General features: G+C 65.2%; 17 protein-coding genes and 1 pseudogene. 6 read left to right on the top strand and 12 right to left on the bottom strand.

Features of this window, described 5'->3' with window-relative positions; translation table 11 throughout:
- Positions 1–4: 4 nt before the first annotated feature.
- Both L2Y96_RS11850 and L2Y96_RS11855 read right to left on the bottom strand, forming a co-directional pair.
- Entirely contained in the window at positions 5–2,191 is a 2,187-nt protein-coding gene (locus L2Y96_RS11850; protein ID WP_247325803.1) for a TonB-dependent siderophore receptor, read from the bottom strand.
- 278 nt (positions 2,192–2,469) lie between these two features.
- Positions 2,470–2,820, bottom strand: a complete 351-nt coding sequence (locus L2Y96_RS11855) for a hypothetical protein (protein ID WP_247325806.1) — start codon at positions 2,818–2,820, stop codon at positions 2,470–2,472.
- Between the two features lie 534 nt (positions 2,821–3,354).
- Here L2Y96_RS11855 and L2Y96_RS11860 point away from each other — a divergent pair.
- Positions 3,355–5,097, top strand: a pseudogene (locus L2Y96_RS11860) (glycoside hydrolase family 76 protein).
- A 453-nt stretch (positions 5,098–5,550) separates the two neighbouring features.
- Entirely contained in the window at positions 5,551–6,468 is a 918-nt protein-coding gene (locus L2Y96_RS11865) for a JmjC domain-containing protein (RefSeq protein WP_247325809.1), read from the top strand.
- Here L2Y96_RS11865 and L2Y96_RS11870 read toward each other — a convergent pair.
- From L2Y96_RS11870 to L2Y96_RS11900, 7 genes are all read right to left on the bottom strand, one after another.
- Entirely contained in the window at positions 6,465–9,302 is a 2,838-nt protein-coding gene (locus L2Y96_RS11870) for a sensor histidine kinase (protein WP_247325812.1), read from the bottom strand. The genes L2Y96_RS11865 and L2Y96_RS11870 overlap by 4 nt on opposite strands.
- Before the next feature lie 183 nt (positions 9,303–9,485).
- Complete coding sequence (locus L2Y96_RS11875; protein ID WP_247325815.1) at positions 9,486–10,229, bottom strand: ZIP family metal transporter; 744 nt, start codon at positions 10,227–10,229, stop codon at positions 9,486–9,488.
- A gap of 2 nt (positions 10,230–10,231) precedes the next feature.
- Complete coding sequence (locus tag L2Y96_RS11880; RefSeq protein WP_247325817.1) at positions 10,232–10,981, bottom strand: hypothetical protein; 750 nt, start codon at positions 10,979–10,981, stop codon at positions 10,232–10,234.
- Positions 10,978–11,700 (bottom strand): DUF3299 domain-containing protein, encoded by a 723-nt coding sequence (locus L2Y96_RS11885; RefSeq protein WP_247325819.1) that lies wholly within the window; start codon positions 11,698–11,700, stop codon positions 10,978–10,980. Before L2Y96_RS11885 ends, L2Y96_RS11880 begins: the two co-directional genes overlap by 4 nt.
- On the bottom strand, positions 11,700–12,956 hold the full coding sequence (locus L2Y96_RS11890) for an ABC transporter permease (RefSeq protein WP_247325822.1): 1,257 nt from the start codon (positions 12,954–12,956) through the stop codon (positions 11,700–11,702). The genes L2Y96_RS11885 and L2Y96_RS11890 overlap by 1 nt, the downstream gene beginning before the upstream one ends.
- A gap of 3 nt (positions 12,957–12,959) precedes the next feature.
- Entirely contained in the window at positions 12,960–13,661 is a 702-nt protein-coding gene (locus tag L2Y96_RS11895) for an ABC transporter ATP-binding protein (protein ID WP_247325824.1), read from the bottom strand.
- On the bottom strand, positions 13,658–14,182 hold the full coding sequence (locus tag L2Y96_RS11900; protein WP_247325826.1) for a ZrgA family zinc uptake protein: 525 nt from the start codon (positions 14,180–14,182) through the stop codon (positions 13,658–13,660). The genes L2Y96_RS11895 and L2Y96_RS11900 overlap by 4 nt, the downstream gene beginning before the upstream one ends.
- Before the next feature lie 112 nt (positions 14,183–14,294).
- On the opposite strand from L2Y96_RS11900, the gene L2Y96_RS11905 reads away from it, so the two are divergent.
- Entirely contained in the window at positions 14,295–15,569 is a 1,275-nt protein-coding gene (locus L2Y96_RS11905; protein WP_247325829.1) for a phospholipase D-like domain-containing protein, read from the top strand.
- Here L2Y96_RS11905 and L2Y96_RS11910 read toward each other — a convergent pair.
- Both L2Y96_RS11910 and L2Y96_RS11915 read right to left on the bottom strand, forming a co-directional pair.
- Positions 15,566–15,967: a PAS domain-containing protein gene (locus L2Y96_RS11910; RefSeq protein ID WP_247325830.1), complete on the bottom strand. Its 402-nt coding sequence runs from the start codon at positions 15,965–15,967 to the stop codon at positions 15,566–15,568. The genes L2Y96_RS11905 and L2Y96_RS11910 overlap by 4 nt on opposite strands.
- A gap of 157 nt (positions 15,968–16,124) precedes the next feature.
- The gene (locus L2Y96_RS11915) at positions 16,125–19,094 is read right to left on the bottom strand and encodes a sensor histidine kinase (RefSeq protein WP_247325832.1); all 2,970 of its coding nucleotides are present in this window, start codon (positions 19,092–19,094) and stop codon (positions 16,125–16,127) included.
- 148 nt (positions 19,095–19,242) lie between these two features.
- On the opposite strand from L2Y96_RS11915, the gene L2Y96_RS11920 reads away from it, so the two are divergent.
- From L2Y96_RS11920 to L2Y96_RS11930, 3 genes are all read left to right on the top strand, one after another.
- Positions 19,243–19,863 (top strand): response regulator transcription factor, encoded by a 621-nt coding sequence (locus L2Y96_RS11920; RefSeq protein ID WP_247325834.1) that lies wholly within the window; start codon positions 19,243–19,245, stop codon positions 19,861–19,863.
- 84 nt (positions 19,864–19,947) lie between these two features.
- Positions 19,948–20,880 (top strand): helix-turn-helix domain-containing protein, encoded by a 933-nt coding sequence (locus L2Y96_RS11925; protein ID WP_247325836.1) that lies wholly within the window; start codon positions 19,948–19,950, stop codon positions 20,878–20,880.
- A gap of 85 nt (positions 20,881–20,965) precedes the next feature.
- The gene (locus L2Y96_RS11930; RefSeq protein ID WP_247325838.1) at positions 20,966–21,208 is read left to right on the top strand and encodes a hypothetical protein; all 243 of its coding nucleotides are present in this window, start codon (positions 20,966–20,968) and stop codon (positions 21,206–21,208) included.
- A gap of 2 nt (positions 21,209–21,210) precedes the next feature.
- Here the strand turns inward: L2Y96_RS11930 and L2Y96_RS11935 are convergent, their stop codons facing one another.
- Positions 21,211–21,456, bottom strand: coding sequence for a hypothetical protein (locus L2Y96_RS11935; protein WP_247325840.1), 246 nt, complete (start codon positions 21,454–21,456; stop codon positions 21,211–21,213).
- Positions 21,457–21,579 lie beyond the last annotated feature (123 nt).

Below are 21,579 nucleotides of genomic sequence, written 5' to 3' on the forward strand. Positions count from 1 at the left end.
GCGCTTAGAAGAACTTGTAGTTGAAGGAGAGCGTCCAGGTGGAACCGGGGGCGTAGTACAGGTCGCTCGAGTCATCCAGGACGAAGTACTTCCGGTTCAGCAGGTTGTCGCCGTTGAACTGGACCGAGGCATGGTCGTTGAACGCGTAGCGGGCCATGGCACTGACCAGCGTCTGCGACGACTGGTACAGGCGGACGACGCCGTAACCATCATCGATATCCGCCTTCGACGGGCCCTGCCAGTTGACGCCACCGCCCACGGTCAGGCCGCTCCACTCACCCGGTAGCGTATACGTGGTGAACACACGCACCAACGTGCGCGGCAGCGACGGACGCAGTGCGCCGCCATCCGGCGATTTCACGTTGAAGTGCGACCAGCCGAACGTAGCATTCCAGTTGCTCGACAGCGCGCCCTGCGCTTCGAACTCATAACCGCGCGACGTCGTGCCATCCACCGAGCGATAGGCCTGGGTGATGCCATCCGGAAGGTACACACCCGGCAACGCATCCGCGACATGGTCCTGCTTGGTTTCGAAGAACACCAGCGAGGTGTTCAGCGCACCATCGAAGTGACGGCCCTTGATACCGACCTCGCGGCTCGTGCCCAGCACCGGCTCGAGGTAGCTACCATCTTCCTTGCGGTTGTTCTGCGGATCGAAGATCTGCGTGTAGCTCGCGAAGGCCGAATAGTTCGGGGTGATGTCGTAGATGAGTCCCGCGTACGGGATCGTCTTGCTGGCGGTCTCGTGGTAGATGCCCGCCGTGCTGTCGTTGGTGTCGTTCTTCCAGCGCGAATAGCGCGCACCCACGATGAGCTTCAGCGGATCGGCCAGCTGCAGACGCGCGGCGGCGTACGCACCGCTCTGCTCCGTCCGCGCGATCGACACGCGATCTGCCGTCGAGGAGAAATCGGGATACGGGTAATCGCCGTTCCACTGCAGGAAGTTGCCGATGTCCGGCAGGAAGTCACCGTGCGGATACTCGAAGTAGTCCGTGCGGTAGTGCGAATCGGTGAGGCCCACGACGAGTTCGTGTTCACGCCCCCAGGCCTGGAACGGGCCCGAAGCGAAGACGTCAAGATTGTTCTGGCTACCGCGCTGGAAGCTCTTGTATGCGTACGGGATAAGGCCCTCACCGGTCGTGCGGTCCGGGGCGCCGTACACATAGAACAAGGCGGAATCCGCATCGGTCTTGCGGTGGCTCGCCATGGCATGCAACTGCCAGCCATTGTCGAAGCTGTGCTTCAGGTCGGCGAAGGCGGTCTGCGTGGTGTTGTTCCAGTGCGTCCAGTCCGCGGCAGAGGAGAACCCCCGCGGCCACTTGATGAACGCGCCATCCTGGTCGAGTACCGGGTACGAACCCCAGGTCACACCGGTCGGACGCGTCTTCTGCCAGTCGTAACCGAGGCTCAGGGTCGTGTTGTCGTCGAGGTCGGCGTCGATCACGCCATAGGCCACGTTCTTTTGATTGTGGTAGCGGTCGATGTAGGAATCGCCGTCCTCGTGCGCGGCGACAAAACGGCCACGGATGCTGCCCGACGCGTTCAACGGCGTCGATGCATCCACGGTTTCGCGCTGGGTATGCCAGGAGCCGTAGCTCACCGATACGTCCGCCTCGGGCGTGCGGCTATCCGCATGCTTGCGCACGAAGTTGATGTTGGCCGACGGGCTGCCGGCACCGCTGAGCAGACCGGTGGCGCCACGGATCACTTCAATGCGCTCGTAGATGGACGGATCGAGCGAGGAGTCCGCCGAGCTGATGTTGAGGCTGGAAGCGATGGGCACGCCGTCGTACGACATGTTCTCGATCTGGAAGCCACGCGACCAGAACACAACGCGCTCGGAATCGTAGGCCGTCGACCAGATGCCGGTGGTGTTATCCAGCACGGCACGCAGGTCCGTGAGGTTCTGGTCCTTGATGCGCTGCTCGGTGATCACACTGACCGACTGCGGCGTGTCCTGCAGCGTCAGCGGCAGGCGCGTCGTGGACGCGGACTGGTCGGTCGTATACGCAGACACCGCCTGCCCCTGGACATTCACCGCATCGAGGGTGGTGGCCTTCTTGGCCTTGGTGTCGTTATCGGCATCATCAGCGCTCGGGCCCGGCTGGGCATGGGCCATGGCCGGCAAGGCGGCGGCAAGCGCGAGGCAAAGAAGCGAGAGGCGCGGACGCCCGTGCATACGGTGAGTCATGCTGGAAAAACCCCAGGTAGTTGAAGCCCTGGGCGCCCCGGCGGGGAGCCCGTGTCTGTGTCACGACTTGGGCTTGCCTGGAGGCTGGCTCATCGCTTTGTAAGCCAATCTTAACAGGTTGAGAACTTTCTTGTGCAGTGCCGCGCGCGTGGTCGGCGACGCCCAACCTGCGCAAAATCAATATCTTCCGCCGAACCAACGATTAGCCGACGACCACCATAGCAACTGCAGACCTGTAGGGGCGCGCCAGTTTCGGGCGCGCCCCCGGGGCGCCGGGCTTAATGCTTCTGCTTGTAGATATGCTTGCTGTCGCGATTTTCCGCGTGGTTGAGGTGGTTCTGCTCCGCCTTGGTCAGGTGGCCGTTGTGCTTGGCCTCGTCGACGCTTTCGCGGCGGGCGATGTTCGCGTCATGCGTTTCATCGCGGGCGGCCTGCTTCTGGGTCATCGTGCCATTGGCCACGCCATTGCTGATGCGGTTCTGCTGGTTATCGAGACGGTTATTCACTTCGTTGACGCGCGGATGACCCGGCACATCCGTTTGCGGCGCCGCCTGCGCCATGGCCTGCCCGGAAACCGCGGCCCCTCCGATCACCAGGCCAAGCAGGACCATCTTCGACTTTGCATTCATGGGGTTCTTTCCTCTGGGAAGTGAGCATGCGTCGAACCCGGCCCTCCCGCAGGCCGCGATTCACGCAGCCCGGATAACGACCCGAGCCCACGCCGTGTTGACGGCCCATTTTTCGCCGATGGCCATTCATTCAGCCAGGGCGCCTCGGGCGACAAATGCGTTGACATAGTTCTCACACTTGGGCCCGCGAGCTCTGCAACACTCGGCGAATTCGCACGATCTAAATGGGGAATTTAGACGTCTAAATTTAGCGTGCGCACACTGTGCCAGGCCGGATCATCGCCCACGGTCCAGCCGGGGAGTGGCGGGGAAGAGACGGTGTCTCCACCCCCATCGTGGGTATCCCAGAGGAGCGCTTCAATCATGAAGCTTTGTGCATTACGCATGCGCATCAAAACACTGCTGGCCGTCGCCAGCCTGACGGCCCTCGCGGCCACCTTCCCTTCCGCCGCGACGCAACAAAACCACCCTTCCCCACAGTACGCCGATGGCCCGACGGCCATGGCGCGTGCCCGGGTCGCCGCGGACGTACTGATGAGTTCGTACGACCCCACCAAGGCCTGGTTCCCGGCCAGTTGGTGGAACTCCGCCGTGGCCCTGCAGACCATCGGCGACTACATGCAGCGGACGGGCGATCGCCGCTACGTGGGGCAGCTCGACAACACCTTTGAGAAAGACAAGGGCGTCTTCCCTGCCGGCGTGCTGTCCGGCGACCCCCTGCTGGGTAACTTCACCAGCCGGGCCATCGACGACTCCGAATGGTGGGGCCTCACCTGGGTGCAGGCCTACGACCTGACCGGCAACCCCAAGTACCTCGACATGGCGGTGACCATCGCCAACTACGTCAACGGCTACTGGGACACCAGTACCTGCGGCGGCGGCGTATGGTGGGATGGCGAGCGCACCTATAAGAACGCCGTGACCAACGGCCTGTGGATTCGCCTGACCGCTGAACTGCACAACCGCATCCATGGCGACACGCTGTGGCTCGGCCGCTCCAAGACCGCGTGGACATGGTTCCAGAACAGCGGCATGGTGAACGCCAACGGCCTGGTGAACGACGGCCTGACCAACGCGTGCACCAATAATGGCCAGAACGTGTGGAGCTAAAACCAGGGCCTCGCCATCGGCGGCGGCCTGGAACTGTTCCGCGCCACGCGAGATCCGCAGATCCTCGCCACCGTGAAGCGCCTGGCAGACGCGGCGATCGGGCCGAACGCCCTGGTGACCAACGGCGTCCTCTCCGAAACCTGCGACAGCACGGACCAGAGTTGCGACGACAACGCCAAGCAGTTCAAGGGCGTGTTCATGCGCTACTGGACCGACCTGGTCGATACCACGCACGACGCGAAATACGCCGCCTTCCTGGAAGATCAGGCCGAAGGCATCTGGGCCAACGACCGCGATGCGGCTGGAAGGCTTGGTACGCGTTGGTCGGGCGCCACCAGCGACGACCATCCGAACGTGTTCGACTGGCGCACCCAGGCCAGCGCACTTAGCGCCCTCATCGGCGACGTTCCGAAGTTCACCCCGCTGGCTTCGCTCGGCGCCAGCCTGTCGCCGGCGCAGCCGGTGGTGATGCCTGCCGCCACCGGCACCACGACCATCCCGGTCACGGTCAGCGCCTCGGCAACGGGCTTCTTCCCGCTACTCGCCCTCACCGCCGTGGATGTGCCTGCTGGGTGGACGGCAACGCCACGAACCAGCCTGCTGCCCCTGCAGCCGCGCGGCAACGCCAACCCCGTGAGCAAGACGCTTCCGTTGAAGGTCACCGTACCGGCGACGGCCGCGGACGGCCATCACATGGTGACCGTGAACCTGACCGCTGCGGGGCTTCGCTTCACGACGCAGGCAGACGTGCTGATCGCCCACGCGATCAACTTCGATACCGGCACCGTCGATGAGAATCCGTGGCTGTTCGACCCTGCCAACTCGCAGAGCAATGGCGTGCAGAATCGCTTCGCCGATGGCAATGCGCACTTCACGTACCGCTTCCCGTTCCCGGCGGATACCAAGGCCGCGACGGTTACGCTCACCATCGACGCCGAGTTCCTGGTGCAGGTGAGCTCCGACAACCAGACCTGGACCACGGTGCTACAGGAAACCAACCCTGTGACGGATGGCTCGAACAAGGCCGATCGGACGATCGACCTAACGCCGTTCCTGAGCACGGCAGCGGATGGTTCGAAGCCGGTCTACCTGAAAGTATCCGACTCCTTCCCCAATGATGGTTGGGGCGGACGCGTCTACCACGTGACGGCGACCATCACGGAGTAAACCTGCCGATGTCTTCGCCCTCGCTCACCGGGGGGGGGGGGGGCGAAGACATCACCGGCACTCGTAACGGCACATTTTCCCCCTGTGCGTCCGGCCTATCCCGTCGCACATCCCACGCCCTGGGCATTTGGCCGTCCATCAATAATTTGATGGACGCCGTGAGCTTATGCGACACGCTGAATCCGCGGAACCCGCGCCAAATCATCAAGGTGGAAATGATTGTTAGCGGCATTCCGATGCATGCACGCGCGAGTCTCCACGAATTCATTTCGCAGCATCGGCATAGATCGAAAGAACTTACGGTAATGACGCCAGGCACGGCCTGCACCAACGATTTAAGCCATTCGCCCTAAGCCATACGGCAGACCGTTTCCCGGCAAAACCCGAGCGTATAACCGTCCTCGGCAGGTAGTGCATACGCACACGTTGCGTAGCCCCGAACGGTGACCGCCCATGACATCCGCCAATGCTCCACTGATCTCGCTCGCGTGGGATGAGTTCGACCCCATGCGTGTCACGCCACTCACGCATACCTTCACGGACCATCCGCTCCTGCAACGCGACGCGCTGGTCGAACTGGGCCGACGATGCCGCGGAACCAACCGCTGGTACAGCTTTGCCAGCGGCGTGCAGCCGGGCACGGATTTCGATACCGCCGCGGCCATGTATCCCTCGGGCCAGTCGGCCGTGGCATCACTCGGCGCCATTGAAGACGCGAAATCGTGGGTACTGCTCCGCCACATCCAGGCCGACCCCATGTACCGCACACTGGTCGATCAGGCGTTCGAACCGATCATCGACCGGATCGAGCGCGTGGATCCCGGCGTGTACTACCGGGCGGGATGGATCTTTTCTGCGTCGCCCAACACGTGTACACCGTTTCATATCGACCGCAGCCACGTCCTGCTACTGCAGGTCCACGGCACGAAAACCGTCTACGTGTGGGATCCCACGGACCGCGCCACGCTGGACGACCTGGTCCGCGATGATTTCCACGCACGCCACGACCTGAGCCGGGCGCACTGGCAGGAGGCCTTCCGCGAGCGCGCTCATGTGTTCCACCTCAAACCGGGCACGGGCGTCTACATGCCGCTGACCAGCCCACACATGGTGGAGACGAGCCAGGAAGCTTCCAGGACGGTCAGCTTCACGTACAACACGACGGCCACCCGCCGGATGGGCCGCATCCATGTGCTGCGCGATGCGTTACGGCGCATGGGCTTGAAATCGCCACCCGTCGGCTCGCACACCGCGTTCGACACCGCGGCATGGATGGCGTCGTCCGCACTGATCGCATGCGGCGGCCCCGGCGGGCACCCGCCGGCCTGTCCCTCGCTGAAACACGCCCATGCGTACGCAGTCGACGATTAGAGATAGGCGCGGGCCGCCTTCACGCGCACGCTCACCTCGGCGCCCTCACCCGGCGCCGAGCGGATGAAGAACTCGGCACCCAGGCCACGTGCACGCTCGCCCATGCCGCGCAGGCCCCAGTGGCCATCCCGTTCGCTGGCGGGATCGAATCCGTGCCCGTTATCTACGACGCGAACCGCGAGCGAGGTGAAGCCGTAACGCACTTCGACCGTGACCGTGCTGGCCGCAGCATGCTGGAACGCGTTGAGCGCAGCCTCGCGCCCGATGGCTAGCACGTTCTCAAGCGCATCGGCCGAAAGTTCGCGCGCCCGACCGAAGCGAACGACACGGAAAGCCGCCGTACTCAGGTCGGCGCGCTCCGCACCCACCGCCTCCAGCGCCTCGACAAGATCCCTTGAGCCGAAGGCATCGCCGGTACCGCGCAATGCCGTCACCTTGTCGCGACCTTCAATCAGCACATCGTCCGCCCGCGCCAACGCGCGATCGATCATGTCGCGCGCCTTCTCGGACTCAACGTGCTGACGTATCGCCTGGAAACGCAGGACCAGCCCCTGGAAGCCCTGCAGTAAGGTGTCATGCAGATCACGGGCGATCCGCTCCCTCTCATCGGTACGGATGCGCATGCGACGCGTGAGCTCACGCACGCGGTAAACGTAAGCGAACCATGCGAGCGCCACGATGAGCAGCACCGCCAGGCCGCGGAACAACGCCATCTGATACCAGGCAGGCGCGACGCGGAATGCGTATACGGCATCGATCTCGCTTCCTACGCCATCCTCATTGAACGCGCGGACGCGGAAGGTATAACGGCCTGGCGAGAGGTTGGTGTAGTAGGCACTCCGTCGCGTGCCCGCCCGCTGCCAGGTGTCATCGACGCCGCTCATCCAGTACTCGAAGCGGGTACGCTCGGGCCAGCGCAACATGGCCGCGGTGTAGTCAATGCGTACCGTGTGGGTCAGTGCCGGCACCACGTCATGCGGCCCGACGGGGTGCATCTGCTGATCGGTCGACAAGCCTTCGACGACTACCCTGGGCTTGATGGCATTCGTCACCGGATGCGAAGGATCGAGCGTGGCGACGCTATCACTGCTCGCGACCCACACCATGCCAGAGCGATCGAGCACGAGTGACGACGACGCCGATACGCCGGAGTTCTCGCTGATGCCCTCGCCCGGCGCGATATGCAGGAGGCTGCGCCCGTCCGCCGCGGGATCCGCACTGGCCACGACCCGGTCCACGCCATCGTGGTCGAACACCCACACGGAACCCGTCGCGTCGCGGGCGAGCCCGGTGACGCCGTTGTAGGACGCCTGGCCGGCACGCCTCAAGATACGCGGAACGCCGTGGCTGATATGCGCCAGCCCGCTGCTACCGCCGAGCCACATATCCTCGCCGTCGATCAACCAAACGAGCGGCGCGCCGACATCCAGATGGCCGCTACCAGGCATGGGCCGGGCGCGTCCATCAACCATCGATAGCAACTGCCCATCGGCAAACGCGAAGCCAACGTGCCCACCCGGCAAGCGCTGCATCAGCAGGGGCGACGCATCGGGCAAGCCATCGCTGCCGTTCATGCGCACCCACTTGCCGTCGCTCACGTGATACAGCCCGAAGGTCGCCACGGTGATCCACAGGCTACCGTCACTGTCCTCCAGGACCTGCTTGAAACGTGTACCAGCGTGCTCAAGCAGCGGTGGCACCGGCAGGAACGTCACCTCGCCGCCATGCCAGCGGCGCAAGCCATTCATCCCGGCAAACATCACCGAGCCGTCCGACATCAGGGTTACCGCCGATACGCCATCCTTCAGCGCATCGACCCGCGTCAGCTTGCCATGGGCGTACAGATACGGAGGCTGCCGCTTGTTCGCGACCCACACCGAGCCATCAGGCATTGGCAGGAGGATCGCACCGCCCATCGGACTATCGAACGCTACCGGCGTGAAGTGCGTACGCCGGAACCGATCGAGTCCCTTCTCGGTGGCCAGCCACACATCGCCCTCGCGATCGGCGAGGATATCCATCACCTGCACGCCCGACAGGCCATCCGCGAACCCCATGTGCTCGCGGATATCCGGCACCCCCGCTGGCGTCCCGGTGGACCAGCGATAGTGATCGATGCCTTCGGTGGGCCCATACCAGAACGCACCATCAGGGGCGAACCGGCCCGGGCCATCATCCTCCGGCGCCAGGCTCCACGGCACGCCCGGCGGCAGGCCGGCGTTCGCACGGTCAAAATCGCTGCGCGACACCGGCTGGAATGGCGCCTCCCCGCGGCGTGACACGAGCGCGCCCTGCTCGGCATCCTTGACGTACACATCGCCCGTCGCCGATTCGATCACCAGGCTTTCCGGGTGCGGCTTGCTCCAGCCGAACGAGGCCGGAAGCGGCTGCCAACTTCCGTCTACGAAACGTGCGACGCCCAACGGCGTGACCGCCCACACCACACCGCGACGATCACGCTGCAGGACGAACACCGAGCCGGCGGGGAGCGCGCCTCCCTCGTAGTGGGTCGCGACGCCATTGACGATATGCGTGGCGCCACCACGCCGGTGCCCCACCCATATATCGGAGCTTTCGCCGTGCGGCCCCAACAGGACCAGCACGGGTGCCTGGAATGGCTTGAGTTGCTCGGCGAAGGGCTCGTTAAGCTCCTGGCCGTCGAAGCGAAGCAGCCTGCCACCGATGGTCGACAGCCAGAGAAAGCCATCGCGATCCTGCGCCAGCGCCGAGATATAGCCCACCGGCTCGCCTCCCGGCATGACCACCGAATGGTGCCATTGGGAAAGACCGATGGGCTCCACGGGCGCGCCCGATGCGAGCAGGCGTCCCGCCATGACCAGGGCCACGAACGGTACGCACCGAAAAACCAAACCTTTGACCACGCCTGAATTCTGTCCTGCCACCTCAGCGTGCAGTAAAGCAAATCGCCTGTCGGCTGCGAAGCGTTTTGCACAAATACGCTGCAGGCTGCGCAGGATCAGTCAATGCAGGGCACGATCCTGATAGTTTCAGTCAAGTCAGTGGTGGTGCTCGCCCTGCGCAAGCAAGGCCATGAAGAGCATGCCACCCAAGGCGCCCAGCACGGGCGCGATGCGCGCCCTGCCCGCCGCGCGGGCCCACACGCCTGGAAGGATATCGGCCAGTGCGACGTAGATAATGGTGCCCGCGGAGAAAGCGGATACCAGCGACGATGCGCGAGCATCGAGCGAAAGAGCCATCACGCCCAGCGCCGCCAACGGAACGGCGGCGGCCATGGCCACCGAAAGCATGAAAGCTCGCGCGGGCGTATACCCCATCGCCACCAGCACGCCGGCACTGCTCATTTCTCGCGGCACCTCGTGCAAAGCGATCGCCACCAGCGCCGCATAACCCGGTGCGGCGCCCGCCGCGAACGCTCCCGCCAGGATCATGCCGTCCACGGCGTGGTGGATGAAATCACCCAGCAACGTCACCCGCGCCACCGGCAGGCCTGGCGAAAGATCTCCCGCGGTCGAGCGCATGGCGAACTCAACGAGCAGGAGGCTCACAACGCCAAGCCCCGTCACCATAAGAGCGCGCTCCACCTCGCCACCGCCCTCGAGCGCATGCGGCAGCACATGCTGGAAGGCGTCACCGAGCAGGAGCCCTACGGCGAGGGCCTGGAACCACGGCAGCCACCGCTGTCGGCCTTCCGAGGGCAACCAGACGACCGCACGCGACGACAGCGACGTCGCCGCCAGCGCAAGGGAGGAAAAGATCAGATCAAGAGTCAGGGAGGGCATGATTACTGGCACGTGGCAGGCAGGCTGCCCAGAAGATGCTGGATATCGGCTGCCGCCTTATCGGGGCTGGCCCCTTCGCTGCGGCAGACGGCAAGGATGTGGTTGCGGGCACCCGCGCGAAGCCCCGCGCATTGCCATGCACGCGCTGCATCGAGCGGCAAGGCTGCATAAGCGACACTGGTGCAGGCATCGGTGACGCGATCCGCCAGCGAAGCGCCGTTGAACTCAGGCGGCACCAGGGAAAGACCAGGGTCGAAGTAGCTATCAGGAAACGCCTCGGCATACGTCGCTGGCACCAGCGACACCGTATAGCCGCCCACCTGGATCACGAGCGCACCGCTACACGGCGCGCGATGCGCGAGATCGTTGACGACATGTGACACATCGCGGCGAAAGCCAGGTGACGCACCTTCGCCACCACCGGCCGACAGCGCGGGAACGTGCGCCAGCACGGCCATGCGCGGAAGATCGTGGGCACGCGCCGGCTCGCAGCGCCCACGAAGCGCTGCCACGAAGAGGAAGACGACATCGTTGGCGACGCCTTCATCATCGCGCATGCGCTGGCCGAGCCGGAGCGCTTCGGCGCCAGACGCCAGCACGGTGGACGAAGCCGGCGACGGCAAAAGCGACGGCGCATCGACACGCGCGGCAGGCGCTGTCACCGGATCCGATGGCGCGCGCATGCCGACAACCAACCAGACGGCAGCACCCACGACAACGGCCAGCACGACCCATACCCTCCCGCGCTTCATTCGAACGCCTGCCGGAGCCGGTCCGTATCCGGATCCTTGTAAGCACCGAGCGCGGCATCGTCCATCGCGTAAGCGGATGATGCCATCGCGTTCTGCGTCACCTCGGTGTGCAGCACACCCTTCAGCGTCAGCGGGTCGTAGAGGCTGGGTGTGTCGATGCCATGCGCCAGCCTGACATGGATCAACATGTTCGGCGGCGGTGGCGGCACGTGGATGCACGCCCCGTAGAACGGCACGAAGAAGAACTCGATCATCTTGCCGTCGTTATCGGATTCCAGGGGCACGACGTAACCGGAAAGTTTGACTTTCTGGTTATCCAGCGCGGCGACCGTATGCAACGTACCGATCTGCTTCATGCGCTGGTTGCCAACGTGCAGCACGGGGGGCGCATCCCGGAGCAGCTTGATGTCCTCAGGGGGCATCATGTGGCTCCAGTCGAGATCAGCATAGCCGTCCGCGTCGGCAGCACCGAGCAACCCGGCCCCCTTGGGCGCCGCGGCCTTGGGCGAGCCATGCGCCGCAGCGAACGCACGTGCTGCGACGATGCCATCGGCCTGCGCTTTCGCACGCGCCGCGCGGGTCGCATCGGCCTTCGCCTGGGCACTGGCGAGGGCCGTTGTGGCACTTGCCGCCGGCGCGGCATCGGGTGCCCCGGGTGACTGGCCGCATGCCACAAGGGTAACGACGACCACCGCGATGATGACGTTGCGGACGATCATCACAGCCGCACCTGCAAGCCGTCGGCAAGCGACCGCCGGTACGCCACCCAGCCAGGAATGCAACCAGCGAGGGAACCCAGCGCGAGCACCACAAGGAGCAACACCCCTTCACCAGGCGCCGGCGTTTCATCGATCACCAGCCCGGCCACCGCCAACAGGTAGTCGTGGGCCAGCGCCGTCGTCGCATCCAGCAGGATCACGCCGGCCAGCATGCCCGCGATCGTCAAGAGCGTGCTTTCCATCACCAGTAACGAAAACACCGTACGCGTCGATGCGCCGAGCGCACGCAGCACGGCCATCTCGCGCCGCCGCTCGCCGAGCATGCCCAGCAACGCCGTCAACATGCCTGACATGCCCACCAGCAACACCATGCCACTCACCACGCGCAAGGCGTTCTCAGCAGTACCAATGAGGTGCCACAACTCGCCCAGTGCCACGCCGGGCAGCACGGCCAGCAACGGCTCCTCGTCGTAGTCATTGATCGCACCCTGCACCGCGAACGCGGAAAGTCGCGAATGCAAACCGACGAGCGCCGCCGTAATGGCCTTCGGCGTCAAATCCATGCGCCGCGCCTCGTCCGCCGACGCCTCCAGTCCAGGGAGCCGCATACCGGAGCGCCAGTCCACGTGAATCGCTTCGATCGCCTCCAGGCTGACCGCAATGGTCGCGTCCACCGGGGTTCCGGTGGGCGCCACGACCCCACTGATGCGGAACGGCTTGTCGGCATGCGAAGCGAGATTCGGCCCACCCAGGCCATGGGAAAGCACGATGCGGTCACCCACCTTGTAGTGGAGCTGCCGCGCCACCTCAGCGCCGATCACGGCATCGTAGAGATCCGCGAAGGGCTTGCCCGAAGTAAACGCGAGCGCATTGCCACGCCCGTAGTGGTAATGCGTAAAGAAGTCCGCCGTGGTACCGGTTACGCGGAAGCCACGATGCGAATCACCCAACGAAAGCGGCACCGTCCAGGCCACCTCCGGCATGGCACGAATGGCCTGGTAGCTTTTCCATGTGATGTTGTTGGTGGCTTCGCCCACGTGGAAGATCGAATACAGCAGCAGCGTCACCGGACCGCTACGCGCACCCACGAGCAGGTCCGTGCCAGAGACGGTACTGGCGAAACCCTGGCGCGCGTCGGTGCGTACGCGCTCCACCCCCAGCAACAGGAAGACGCTCAGCGCCACGGTGAATACCGTGAGCGCGACGCCTGCCTTCCGCTGCCGCAGGCTTTTCAGTGTGAGGGAGAGCAGCTTCATGGCTCAGGCCTCCACCGCGCCGAGCGTGATGCTTCGCTCGAAATGTGCGGCGAGCGCGAGGTCATGGCTGACGAACACCACGCCCGTACCATGCCGCGCGCACTCTGCCAGGAGCAGGCGAAGAAAGCCGTCACGGTTGCCTGCATCAAGCGCCGAGGTCGGCTCGTCGGCAAGCAACAGCTCAGGGCCGCCGATAAGCGCGCGCGCGGCAGCCACACGTTGCTGCTGGCCAACGCTGAGGTCGCCCGTACGCGCACGCGACACGGTCTTTTCGCCGAGGCCGAGCGCCCCTAGGAGACGCATCGCCTCCTCCGTCATGAGCGTGCGCGTGGCGCCGGCACGTCGGCTGCGTTCGGCGGACCATGCGCAACCAAGCAGGACATTCTCCACCGGCGAGAGAAACGGCAAGAGATTGAACTGCTGGAAGATGTAGCCCAGATGCCTCGCACGGAAGCGGTCGCGTGCCCGCGCGCCCATGCCGGTGAACGACGTACCCAGGATGCTGACATCACCGGTCGCTGGCGCAAGCACGCCCGAAAGCATGCCGAGCACCGTGCTTTTGCCACTCCCGCTCGGCCCGCACAGGAACACGCGCTCACCGGCGGCCAGCTCGAAGTCATGGAGCGCTATCGCCGCGCCGGCACCCGGCCAGGCATGCGACGCGGAGCGAACCCGGACGAGCGGCGATACCGCTGCGCTCTTCATTGCGGCACACCCACGTGACTCACGCCACCCTCGAGCACCTGCTGGCTACTTCCTGCCGCCGTGATGAGGCTCACCACCACCTTCGCCACCGACGGAAACGCCGACGCGAGCCGGACATCCAGCTGGTCGAGCCGATCCATCCGGCGGCAGGTAAAGTGATAGCTCGCATCGAAATCGGCGTGGCCACCCGCCTCGGTCGCACCGCCGAACCCGTGCGGGGAAACGCGGGCCAGGGCGAGCGTGCAATCCGCCGCGGGCGCAGGCACCAGCCAGGCAGCCGCGTTGAGCGACGCCGTTGCCTTATCCACCGCTGCTTGCTCTGCCGGCGTTCCCGGCGGATGCTCGAAGCCGACGGCATCGTGCCCGGGCAGGCTCACCTGGACATCCATCGTGCTCGCCTCCACGGCGATGTTGACGCTGGCCTGGCCGTGGACATGCGGGCCGAGTTGCCGGGCTTCGGCGTGGGCTGCAATGGGCAGCGCGGCAAGGAGGAAGGGGAACACCAGGGGAAGCGCTTTCATCAGGGAGGGGACGTCTTGATGTTATGTTATAACATAAGTTACATGACACCTACCGACCGCTGCTAGTCCCGTTTTTTCTTGCGTTCAACGCCTATCCGCCAGGATCCGCACCATGCATTCGTTTTTCGCCCGCCCCCACGTGCACGCACGCTCGCTAGCACTTGGATTCGCCCTCCTCGCCAGCCTGCTACCCCTCGGCAGCGCGGCAAAGACGCCGGTGACGCCCGCGCCGTTCACCTGGGTCGAAAGCGTTCCCGAGGGCACGAACTACGGGCTCCCCGATACCGCACGCACGGCACCCACGTGGCTATCGATGATCCACGATGCGAAAGACCATATCGATATCGCCGCGTTCTACCTGAGCAATCCGCCCGGCGGCGCGCTCGCCCCCGTCATCGATGCACTCGTCGCACGGGCAAAGCAAGGCATCAAGGTGAACCTGCTCGTCGACAGCAGCTTCATGCACGAGAGCCAGCCCGCCATCGATGCGCTGAAAGACGCGCAAGGCATCACGATCCGGCAGATGCCGGTGAAGGACATCACCGGTGGCGTGCTGCACGTGAAGTTCATGGAAGTCGATGGGCGCGACGTCTTCGTCGGCAGCCAGAACTGGGACTGGCGAGCGATCCAGCACATCCACGAAGTGGGCGTGCGCATCACGGAGCCGCGCATGGGCGCGACGTTCCAGGCGGAATTCGAACACCTCTGGGCGCTGGCGGCGAAACCGTCCGATGCGCGCATCGCCGCCCCGCGGGTCCCGCCACCGGCCTTTGTGCCCGCGACGGAGCTGGCTCCGGTGGTGATCAACACCGGCGACGCGCCGAGCACCGTCTTTCCCGCCTTCAGCCCCGCCGCCATGCAACCTGCGTGGCTAACCACCGAAGCGCCCGCACTCGCCAAAATGCTGGACCAGGCGCACGACCGTATCCGCATCCAGGTGATGACGCTTTCCGCGCTCAAGGACTTTGGACCAAAGGGCTACTGGGGCACGCTTGATCTCGCGATTCGCGCCGCGGCGGCACGTGGCGTAAAGGTGCAGATCATCGTCGCCGACTGGGCGCTACGCGGCAACGACCTGGCCTACCTGCGGAGCCTCGCGGTGATGCCGGGGATCGAGGTGCGGTACTCGACCGTCCCGCAGGCAGCCTCCGGCCCTATCCCCTATGCGCGCGTGGAGCACGCCAAATACGCCATCGTCGACGACGAGCTGGGCTTCGTCGGCACCGGTAACTGGAGCTGGAGCTATTTCGAAAGCACGGTCGACGCGTCGCTCTTCATCCACGGGCCCCTCGCAAAGCCGCTGGGCCGCATCTTCGATACCGACTGGAGCGGCCCGTACGTCAAGCCACTAAGCGCGTTCGTACCGCCAGCCAACACCGGCGGCTAACGCGCGAGGATGCGTACGAACGCGGCGGCACCGACCTGCTTCCTCGCATCATCGAAGAGCGGTCGCGCGGAGACCCCCATCAGGTGGATCATGCCGTCGGGCCGTCGCAAGAGCATTCGCTCGTCGCGCGTCGTCTTTCGATAGAGGATGGCGCGCGCGAGCGGCAGATCCGAGGATGGGTAGGGACGCCCTTCCTCGGTGAAGATGCCATGCATGACGCTGTAGTCGTCAACGCCCGCACCGATACGCACGATACCCAGGATGGCGATCGCCTGTTCGCAGGCGTAAACGATCTCGCCTGACGCATCGGCAATGACCACCCCTTCGCGCTGAGCGCAGGGTCCCGCCAGGCGAATCAGGTCCGCCACTTCCACATCGAATGCCTTCGTGTCGCTCATACCCATGCATCCCGCCCTCACGTCGCGCTGTCCAGGTCATCTGACCCCGGCCGGCGTCAGCGCTGCGTGACCATTGCAGGAACGAGCGCCCTGACGTTCTCGCGAAGATAACAAGGCACGTCGCCGGGATCGTTTGGCGTTGCCGATTCTGCGCCGATCACGGGCGCCGCAACGCCCCGGCCCACCGTTTTAGCCACGCCACGACGGGCGCCAGAACGGTGGAGCGCGCGTACAGGCGCCGCCGCGGAACCGAAAGCGACACCCGCGTACCTCCGCCCTCGGGCCGTACCCACGACAACCGCCCACCAAGGCGCCTGGTGCGCTCGCGTAATCCAGGCAGGCCGAAGTGGCCGTCACGCTGCCCCGCGGCCGCCACGGCATCTTTCATGCCTACGCCGTTATCGGCCACGGATGCATGGAATCGCCGCCCGTAGTCGATCGCCAGTTCAACCCGGGTTCCCTGCGCATGGGTGAAAGCGTTGATCAGCATCTCGGCGATCGCGGAACGAACTTCGCGACCCGCGCCACCTTCCATCTCGACCACCGTACCGCTCACCGACGACACGAACGCGATCGTTTCCTGGCGCGAGAGCCGCTGGCCAAGATCAATGAGCGCAGCAGCCGGAAACCGGTCATCCTCACCATGGGCGCGCAGGTCATCGAGCCGCGCACGGCTCTCACTGGCCGTCTCGCGTGCAAGTTCCGCGACGCGCACCAGGCGCGCCCGCAAGGTAGCGTCCGCGACATCACCGGCCATCGCCTGCAGTTGCAGTGCCGTACCCTGCGCGCCCTGCAGGATCGTGTCGTGCAGGTCGCGCGCCACGGCCGTCCGCTCATCGAGACGAATACGCCACTGCCGCGCCACCTGGCCGACGCGCCAACGGTGCAAGGTATAGACGACGATGGCCACGGCCAGGACAACGAGCAACGCGAACCATCCTGTCTGGTACCAGGCGGGCGCCACGCTCACATGGAAGCTGGCGCTGCGGGTGTTCCAATCGCCAGCGTCGTTACCCGCCTGCACGTGGAAGGTGTATTCACCCGGCGGCAGGTTGGTGTAGTACGCCGCCCGGCGACTCGCTGCATCCTGCCAGGCGTCATCGAACCCATCCAGGCGATAACGGAAACGCGCGCGCTCGGGAACGCCGAGGACGGGCGAGGTGTACATGATTTCGAGATCGCGCATGCCCGGGCCGAGGTTCGCGGCACCGTTGGCCACGGCATCACTCCCTTTCGAATGCACCGACAGGATCCGCGCGGGCGGCGGAAGCATCTCGGCAGGCAAATGCATGGGATCGATGCTGGCAGCGTTACTAAGGTTCTGCACCCAAAGCCGGCCATCCCCACCTACCTTCAACGACGGTAGCGAGCGAACATCGGATGGCAGCCCCTCGACGCCATCGAGTGCATCGAATGTCCGGATGTCGCCCGGGAGCGGCGTGTTTGCAAGCGGCCCCAGAAGGCGCGGCGAAAGCCGCACCAGGCCATTCAGCCCATGCACCCAGAGGTTGCCACCCGCGTCGAACGCGATCCCCGTCGCGTCGCTCAACACAGCGCCCGCCACGGTCAACGTCCGGAAGCGGCCCTGCCGCAGGACTTGAACACCCCCCAGGCCCGCGATCCACAATTCGCCATCGCGCCAGGCCAGGGCGCGGACCGTGCCGATCGCGAGGCCATCGGCCACGCCGAACGCGCGGTGCACCTGGCCATCGATCCGCACCAGCGCATTGTTCGCGCCACCCACCCAGATCGCGCCATCCGGTGCAAGCGCCACGGCGGCCGCCTTCATCGACAGATCAGCCGGCGCCAGAACACCGCCATCCAGCACCTGTACCGACGCCTTGCCCTTCAGCACCACGAACCACGTGCGCCCGGAGGTTTCGCGTGCCATGGCGATGGGGAACAAGCCGCCATCCAGTCCGCCGGCGCGTACGGCGCCTTCGCCATCCATCCGCCACAGCTCACCGCGCGTGGCCGTCCAGGCCGCCTTTCCATCCCAGAACATGGACATGGCAAAGCGTGGTGCGGGCGTCGGCAAGAGTTGCCGGCCATCCCAGCGCAGGAGCGGGTTGTTCTCGCTGCCTATCCAGACATCGCGACCTTGCCCCGGCATGATGCTCAGGGAGTGGGCACCCCGCGGCACAGGCAGCGGCGCAAACGGCGTGACACGGAACCGGTCGACGCCGCTTTGCGTACAGATCCAGACGTTGCCTTCGCTATCTTCCATGCCGCGATAGGCATAGTCGCCACTGAAGCCGTCGCGCGAGCCGAAGGTTTCCTCGTTCGCCCCCGGCACGTCAGGTGCCTCCAGCCGGTGCACGCCATCGCCAAGGTCAGGCAGCCATATACCGCCATACCGATCGGGGATCACATCGCCCGCGAAACCATCGACCGGACCGAGCGGCACCAGGTGCGGGCCGTCCATGCGAAAGCGCCAGATCTTCTTGTCGCGCGCGCGAACAAACAACCAACCCGGCCGGATCAAGGCCAGCCCGAAGGTCTCCGCCGGTGCCGGCGCGATGTCCACGGGCTCTCCCTCGCCAGCCCGCAGGACCCAGAGCCGCCCGGCGCGGGCTATCCAGACATCGCCGCTATCGCGGTCGACCGTGAACGCATCCAACGGCGCACCACCAGTGAAGCGGAACACGATCCGGGATTGCGTGCCGCGCAGCACCGCCAGGGCACGCCGGTCCGCAAGCCAGACATCCGACCCCTTGCCGGCCGCAAGCTGCGACGTCACCGCCTCACGCAACCCCGGCAACGCATCGACATGCGTCAGGTGGCCATCTTTGAGGATAGACAGCCGGTCCGCGGCATAGTCGATGACGAGGCTCCCATCCGGCCGGGCGAAAAGCCGGTTCGTCGAGATGGCCAGGAGGTGCTCGCCCTTTGCGGGGATGAACTGCCTGAACCGTACGCCATCGAAAAAGAACAGGCCACGGTCGCTGCCGAACCAGAGATAGCCATCACGGGTCTGGGCGATGCCATCCACTTCCGTCGGCGCGCCGTCGCGACGGGTGAAGGCCGTATGTTCGAAGCGGGACAGCGGGATAGGCCCCGCCATGGCGCCAGCCGCCCACGCGGAGGCCACCAACACCCAACCGGCCACCCAGGATTTCAAACGCATGCGCTCCGCCCGTAAACCATCCGCCATCGCCGGGCGGCGCCACCCTTCATAGGACACCGCAAAGGGTACGCAAAGATCTTGCCTGAAAATAGCGTTCTTTGAGACTCGAACCTTTTCCTGCGCAAGGACCCATGCGACCATCGCGGCCATGGATGCCTCCCGCACCACGCTCGCCACCCGCGTCCTGATCGCCGATGACCATCCGGCGATGCGCGAAGGGCTGCGCGCCGCTTTCCACCGGGAACCCGATATCGATGTCGTCGGCGAGGCCTGCGACGGCGCCGAATGCCTCCGCTTGCACGAAGCACTGGCGCCGGATGTCACGCTTCTCGACCTGCAAATGCCGGGCACCGATGGCCTCGCGGCGCTCACGCAACTGCGCGCCCGCGCACCGGCCGCGGCGCTCATCGTGCTCACCACCTTCGAAGGCGATGGCCACCGCGCACGCGCGATGGCGGCCGGTGCTTCCGCGTACCTGCTTAAATCCGCGCCCCTGGACGACATCATCGCAGCCGTCCGCGCGATGGCTACCGGCACCATGGTGACCGGCACCCCAACCGCTACGCAGCGGGAGCCGCTGACCGAGCGTGAAGCACGTGTCCTGCGCCATGTTGCCCAAGGCATGACCAACCGCGAGATCGCGCAAGCCCTCTATGTCTCCGAGGACGCCATCAAATCACGCATGAAGCGCATCCTTGAGAAGCTCTCCGCGAAGGATCGTGCCCACGCCGTGCGCATCGGTATGGAACACGGCTTCATCGACCTCTGACGATTCACCCGTTCGGGTAGTTGGCCCCCGCTGAAGTGCCCCCTAGGCTTGGCTGCCGACGTGCTTCGCCATGGGAGCCGAGCCATGCCATCCGGTGTCTATGGGCCGCTTCTCGGCCGCGCCTACGGGCAACCCGCCGCCCTGTTTCGCGCGAGCACCACCCATGGCGGCCATACGCTGGCAGCGACGTCGCTGCGCCACGAACAACATGGCTTCGGCCTCAGCGAGCCGCACGCAGCAGCCGATGCGTTCATGGTGGTCGTGCAGCTCAGGGCGCTGGCCCGGCATGAGCTACGGATGGACGGCCAAACGATTTACGCAGGCGCCATCGAGGCCGGCAGTACCTGCCTGGTCGATCTCACTGCGCATCCCCAGGCGTACTTCGCCGATCCGTTTGAAGCGATGCATTTCTTCATTCCGCGAGAGGCTCTACGCGAGTTCAGCGATGAAGCCTGCCGCGAGCCCATCACGCGTCTCGTTCCCCCGGGCGAGGTATTCGTCGCTGATCACGTGACACGCGCCATCGCAGAATGCATGCATCGCCAGCTGATCGATGGCTACGCTGACGACCGCCTACTGGTAGACCATGCCCTCCTCGCGCTTCGTGCGCACGTGGCCGTCCGCTACGGCGGCGGGCAACTCATCCAGCCGCGCACGCGGCTGGGCCTTGCGCCCTGGCAAAGGCGGCGGGCCCAGGAACTGCTCCACGCGCACATCAGCGACGGCATCAGCCTCAAGGACCTCGCGCGCGAATGCTGCCTGTCCGAAAGCGGCCTATTACGCGCGTTTACCACGACCATGGGCACCAGCCCGCACCGTTGGCTCTCCACGCGACGGATCGAACTGGCCATGGAGCTCATCCGGGGTACCGACCGGCCGCTGGCGGATATCGCCGTCGCGACCGGTTTTGCCGACCAGGCGCACTTCACCCGGGTATTCGGCAAACACGTCGGTGTTAGCCCTGGCGCGTGGCGCCGCCAGGTGGCACGCGGCCCCGTCGAAGAAGCCGCCGCATGACGGCCGCTTGCCCTCTACCGAATTTGCGCATCCGCGGCGTCGCAGGTTGGAAAAGCTGTGCCGGGACCCCTTGGGAACGAGCGCAATGCCGGTCGACGCCGTACAAGTCATTCGACGCCGAAACCTTCGTCTTCTCGTCGCGGAGTTAAGGGCGGACGGCATCACGCAATGGAAAGCCCTGGCCCAGGCCTTAGGCATCGACCCTGGCGTGCTGGACGATATCCGCACCGGCGCAACGATCTCCGATCCGCTGGCCCGCGAGATCGAGTGGGCGATGCAACGGCCCGCGCACTGGATGGATCGCGCATCGCACGGTGAACTGGCCTGAAGTCAAAAGCCGGCCATGATGTTCCCGTAGACGCCCGCCACCACAAGCACCATGCCTGCGAGCACCACCAATTTGGATGTGAGCGAGGTACGCAGCTCTCCGCGCTTGGCCATGGCGTACACCTCAACCAGCCGCAAGCCGATCGGTGCCCCGGGCGTGAATGCAAGATTCCAGCACATCAGAAGCATGCCCAGCATCACCATGACGTTGGGGCGGGTCGGCGCCACTGCCGCGAGATTGATACCCATCAAGGCAATCAATAACGCACCTAACTGCCTGACTCGGGACGGCGACCGCGTTGTCACAAGCTAGCGGCCATGTTTTGCATGGGAGTTGACTTGAACATGGGCTGATCGTACCGGAACCAATAT

It is taken from the genome of Luteibacter aegosomaticola, assembly GCF_023078475.1.
GTDB lineage: Bacteria > Pseudomonadota > Gammaproteobacteria > Xanthomonadales > Rhodanobacteraceae > Luteibacter > Luteibacter aegosomaticola.

What these genes read in the sequence shown, in the direction of transcription:
- L2Y96_RS11850 (WP_247325803.1), bottom strand. Translation starts at nt 2,191, where the DNA reads ATGACTCACCGTATGCACGGGCGTCCGCGCCTCTCGCTTCTTTGCCTC.
- L2Y96_RS11855 (WP_247325806.1), bottom strand. Translation starts at nt 2,820, where the DNA reads ATGAATGCAAAGTCGAAGATGGTCCTGCTTGGCCTGGTGATCGGAGGG.
- L2Y96_RS11865 (WP_247325809.1), top strand. Translation starts at nt 5,551, where the DNA reads ATGACATCCGCCAATGCTCCACTGATCTCGCTCGCGTGGGATGAGTTC.
- L2Y96_RS11870 (WP_247325812.1), bottom strand. Translation starts at nt 9,302, where the DNA reads ATGGCGGGACGCCTGCTCGCATCGGGCGCGCCCGTGGAGCCCATCGGT.
- L2Y96_RS11875 (WP_247325815.1), bottom strand. Translation starts at nt 10,229, where the DNA reads ATGCCCTCCCTGACTCTTGATCTGATCTTTTCCTCCCTTGCGCTGGCG.
- L2Y96_RS11880 (WP_247325817.1), bottom strand. Translation starts at nt 10,981, where the DNA reads ATGAAGCGCGGGAGGGTATGGGTCGTGCTGGCCGTTGTCGTGGGTGCT.
- L2Y96_RS11885 (WP_247325819.1), bottom strand. Translation starts at nt 11,700, where the DNA reads ATGATCGTCCGCAACGTCATCATCGCGGTGGTCGTCGTTACCCTTGTG.
- L2Y96_RS11890 (WP_247325822.1), bottom strand. Translation starts at nt 12,956, where the DNA reads ATGAAGCTGCTCTCCCTCACACTGAAAAGCCTGCGGCAGCGGAAGGCA.
- L2Y96_RS11895 (WP_247325824.1), bottom strand. Translation starts at nt 13,661, where the DNA reads ATGAAGAGCGCAGCGGTATCGCCGCTCGTCCGGGTTCGCTCCGCGTCG.
- L2Y96_RS11900 (WP_247325826.1), bottom strand. Translation starts at nt 14,182, where the DNA reads ATGAAAGCGCTTCCCCTGGTGTTCCCCTTCCTCCTTGCCGCGCTGCCC.
- L2Y96_RS11905 (WP_247325829.1), top strand. Translation starts at nt 14,295, where the DNA reads ATGCATTCGTTTTTCGCCCGCCCCCACGTGCACGCACGCTCGCTAGCA.
- L2Y96_RS11910 (WP_247325830.1), bottom strand. Translation starts at nt 15,967, where the DNA reads ATGAGCGACACGAAGGCATTCGATGTGGAAGTGGCGGACCTGATTCGC.
- L2Y96_RS11915 (WP_247325832.1), bottom strand. Translation starts at nt 19,094, where the DNA reads ATGCGTTTGAAATCCTGGGTGGCCGGTTGGGTGTTGGTGGCCTCCGCG.
- L2Y96_RS11920 (WP_247325834.1), top strand. Translation starts at nt 19,243, where the DNA reads ATGGATGCCTCCCGCACCACGCTCGCCACCCGCGTCCTGATCGCCGAT.
- L2Y96_RS11925 (WP_247325836.1), top strand. Translation starts at nt 19,948, where the DNA reads ATGCCATCCGGTGTCTATGGGCCGCTTCTCGGCCGCGCCTACGGGCAA.
- L2Y96_RS11930 (WP_247325838.1), top strand. Translation starts at nt 20,966, where the DNA reads ATGCCGGTCGACGCCGTACAAGTCATTCGACGCCGAAACCTTCGTCTT.
- L2Y96_RS11935 (WP_247325840.1), bottom strand. Translation starts at nt 21,456, where the DNA reads ATGGGTATCAATCTCGCGGCAGTGGCGCCGACCCGCCCCAACGTCATG.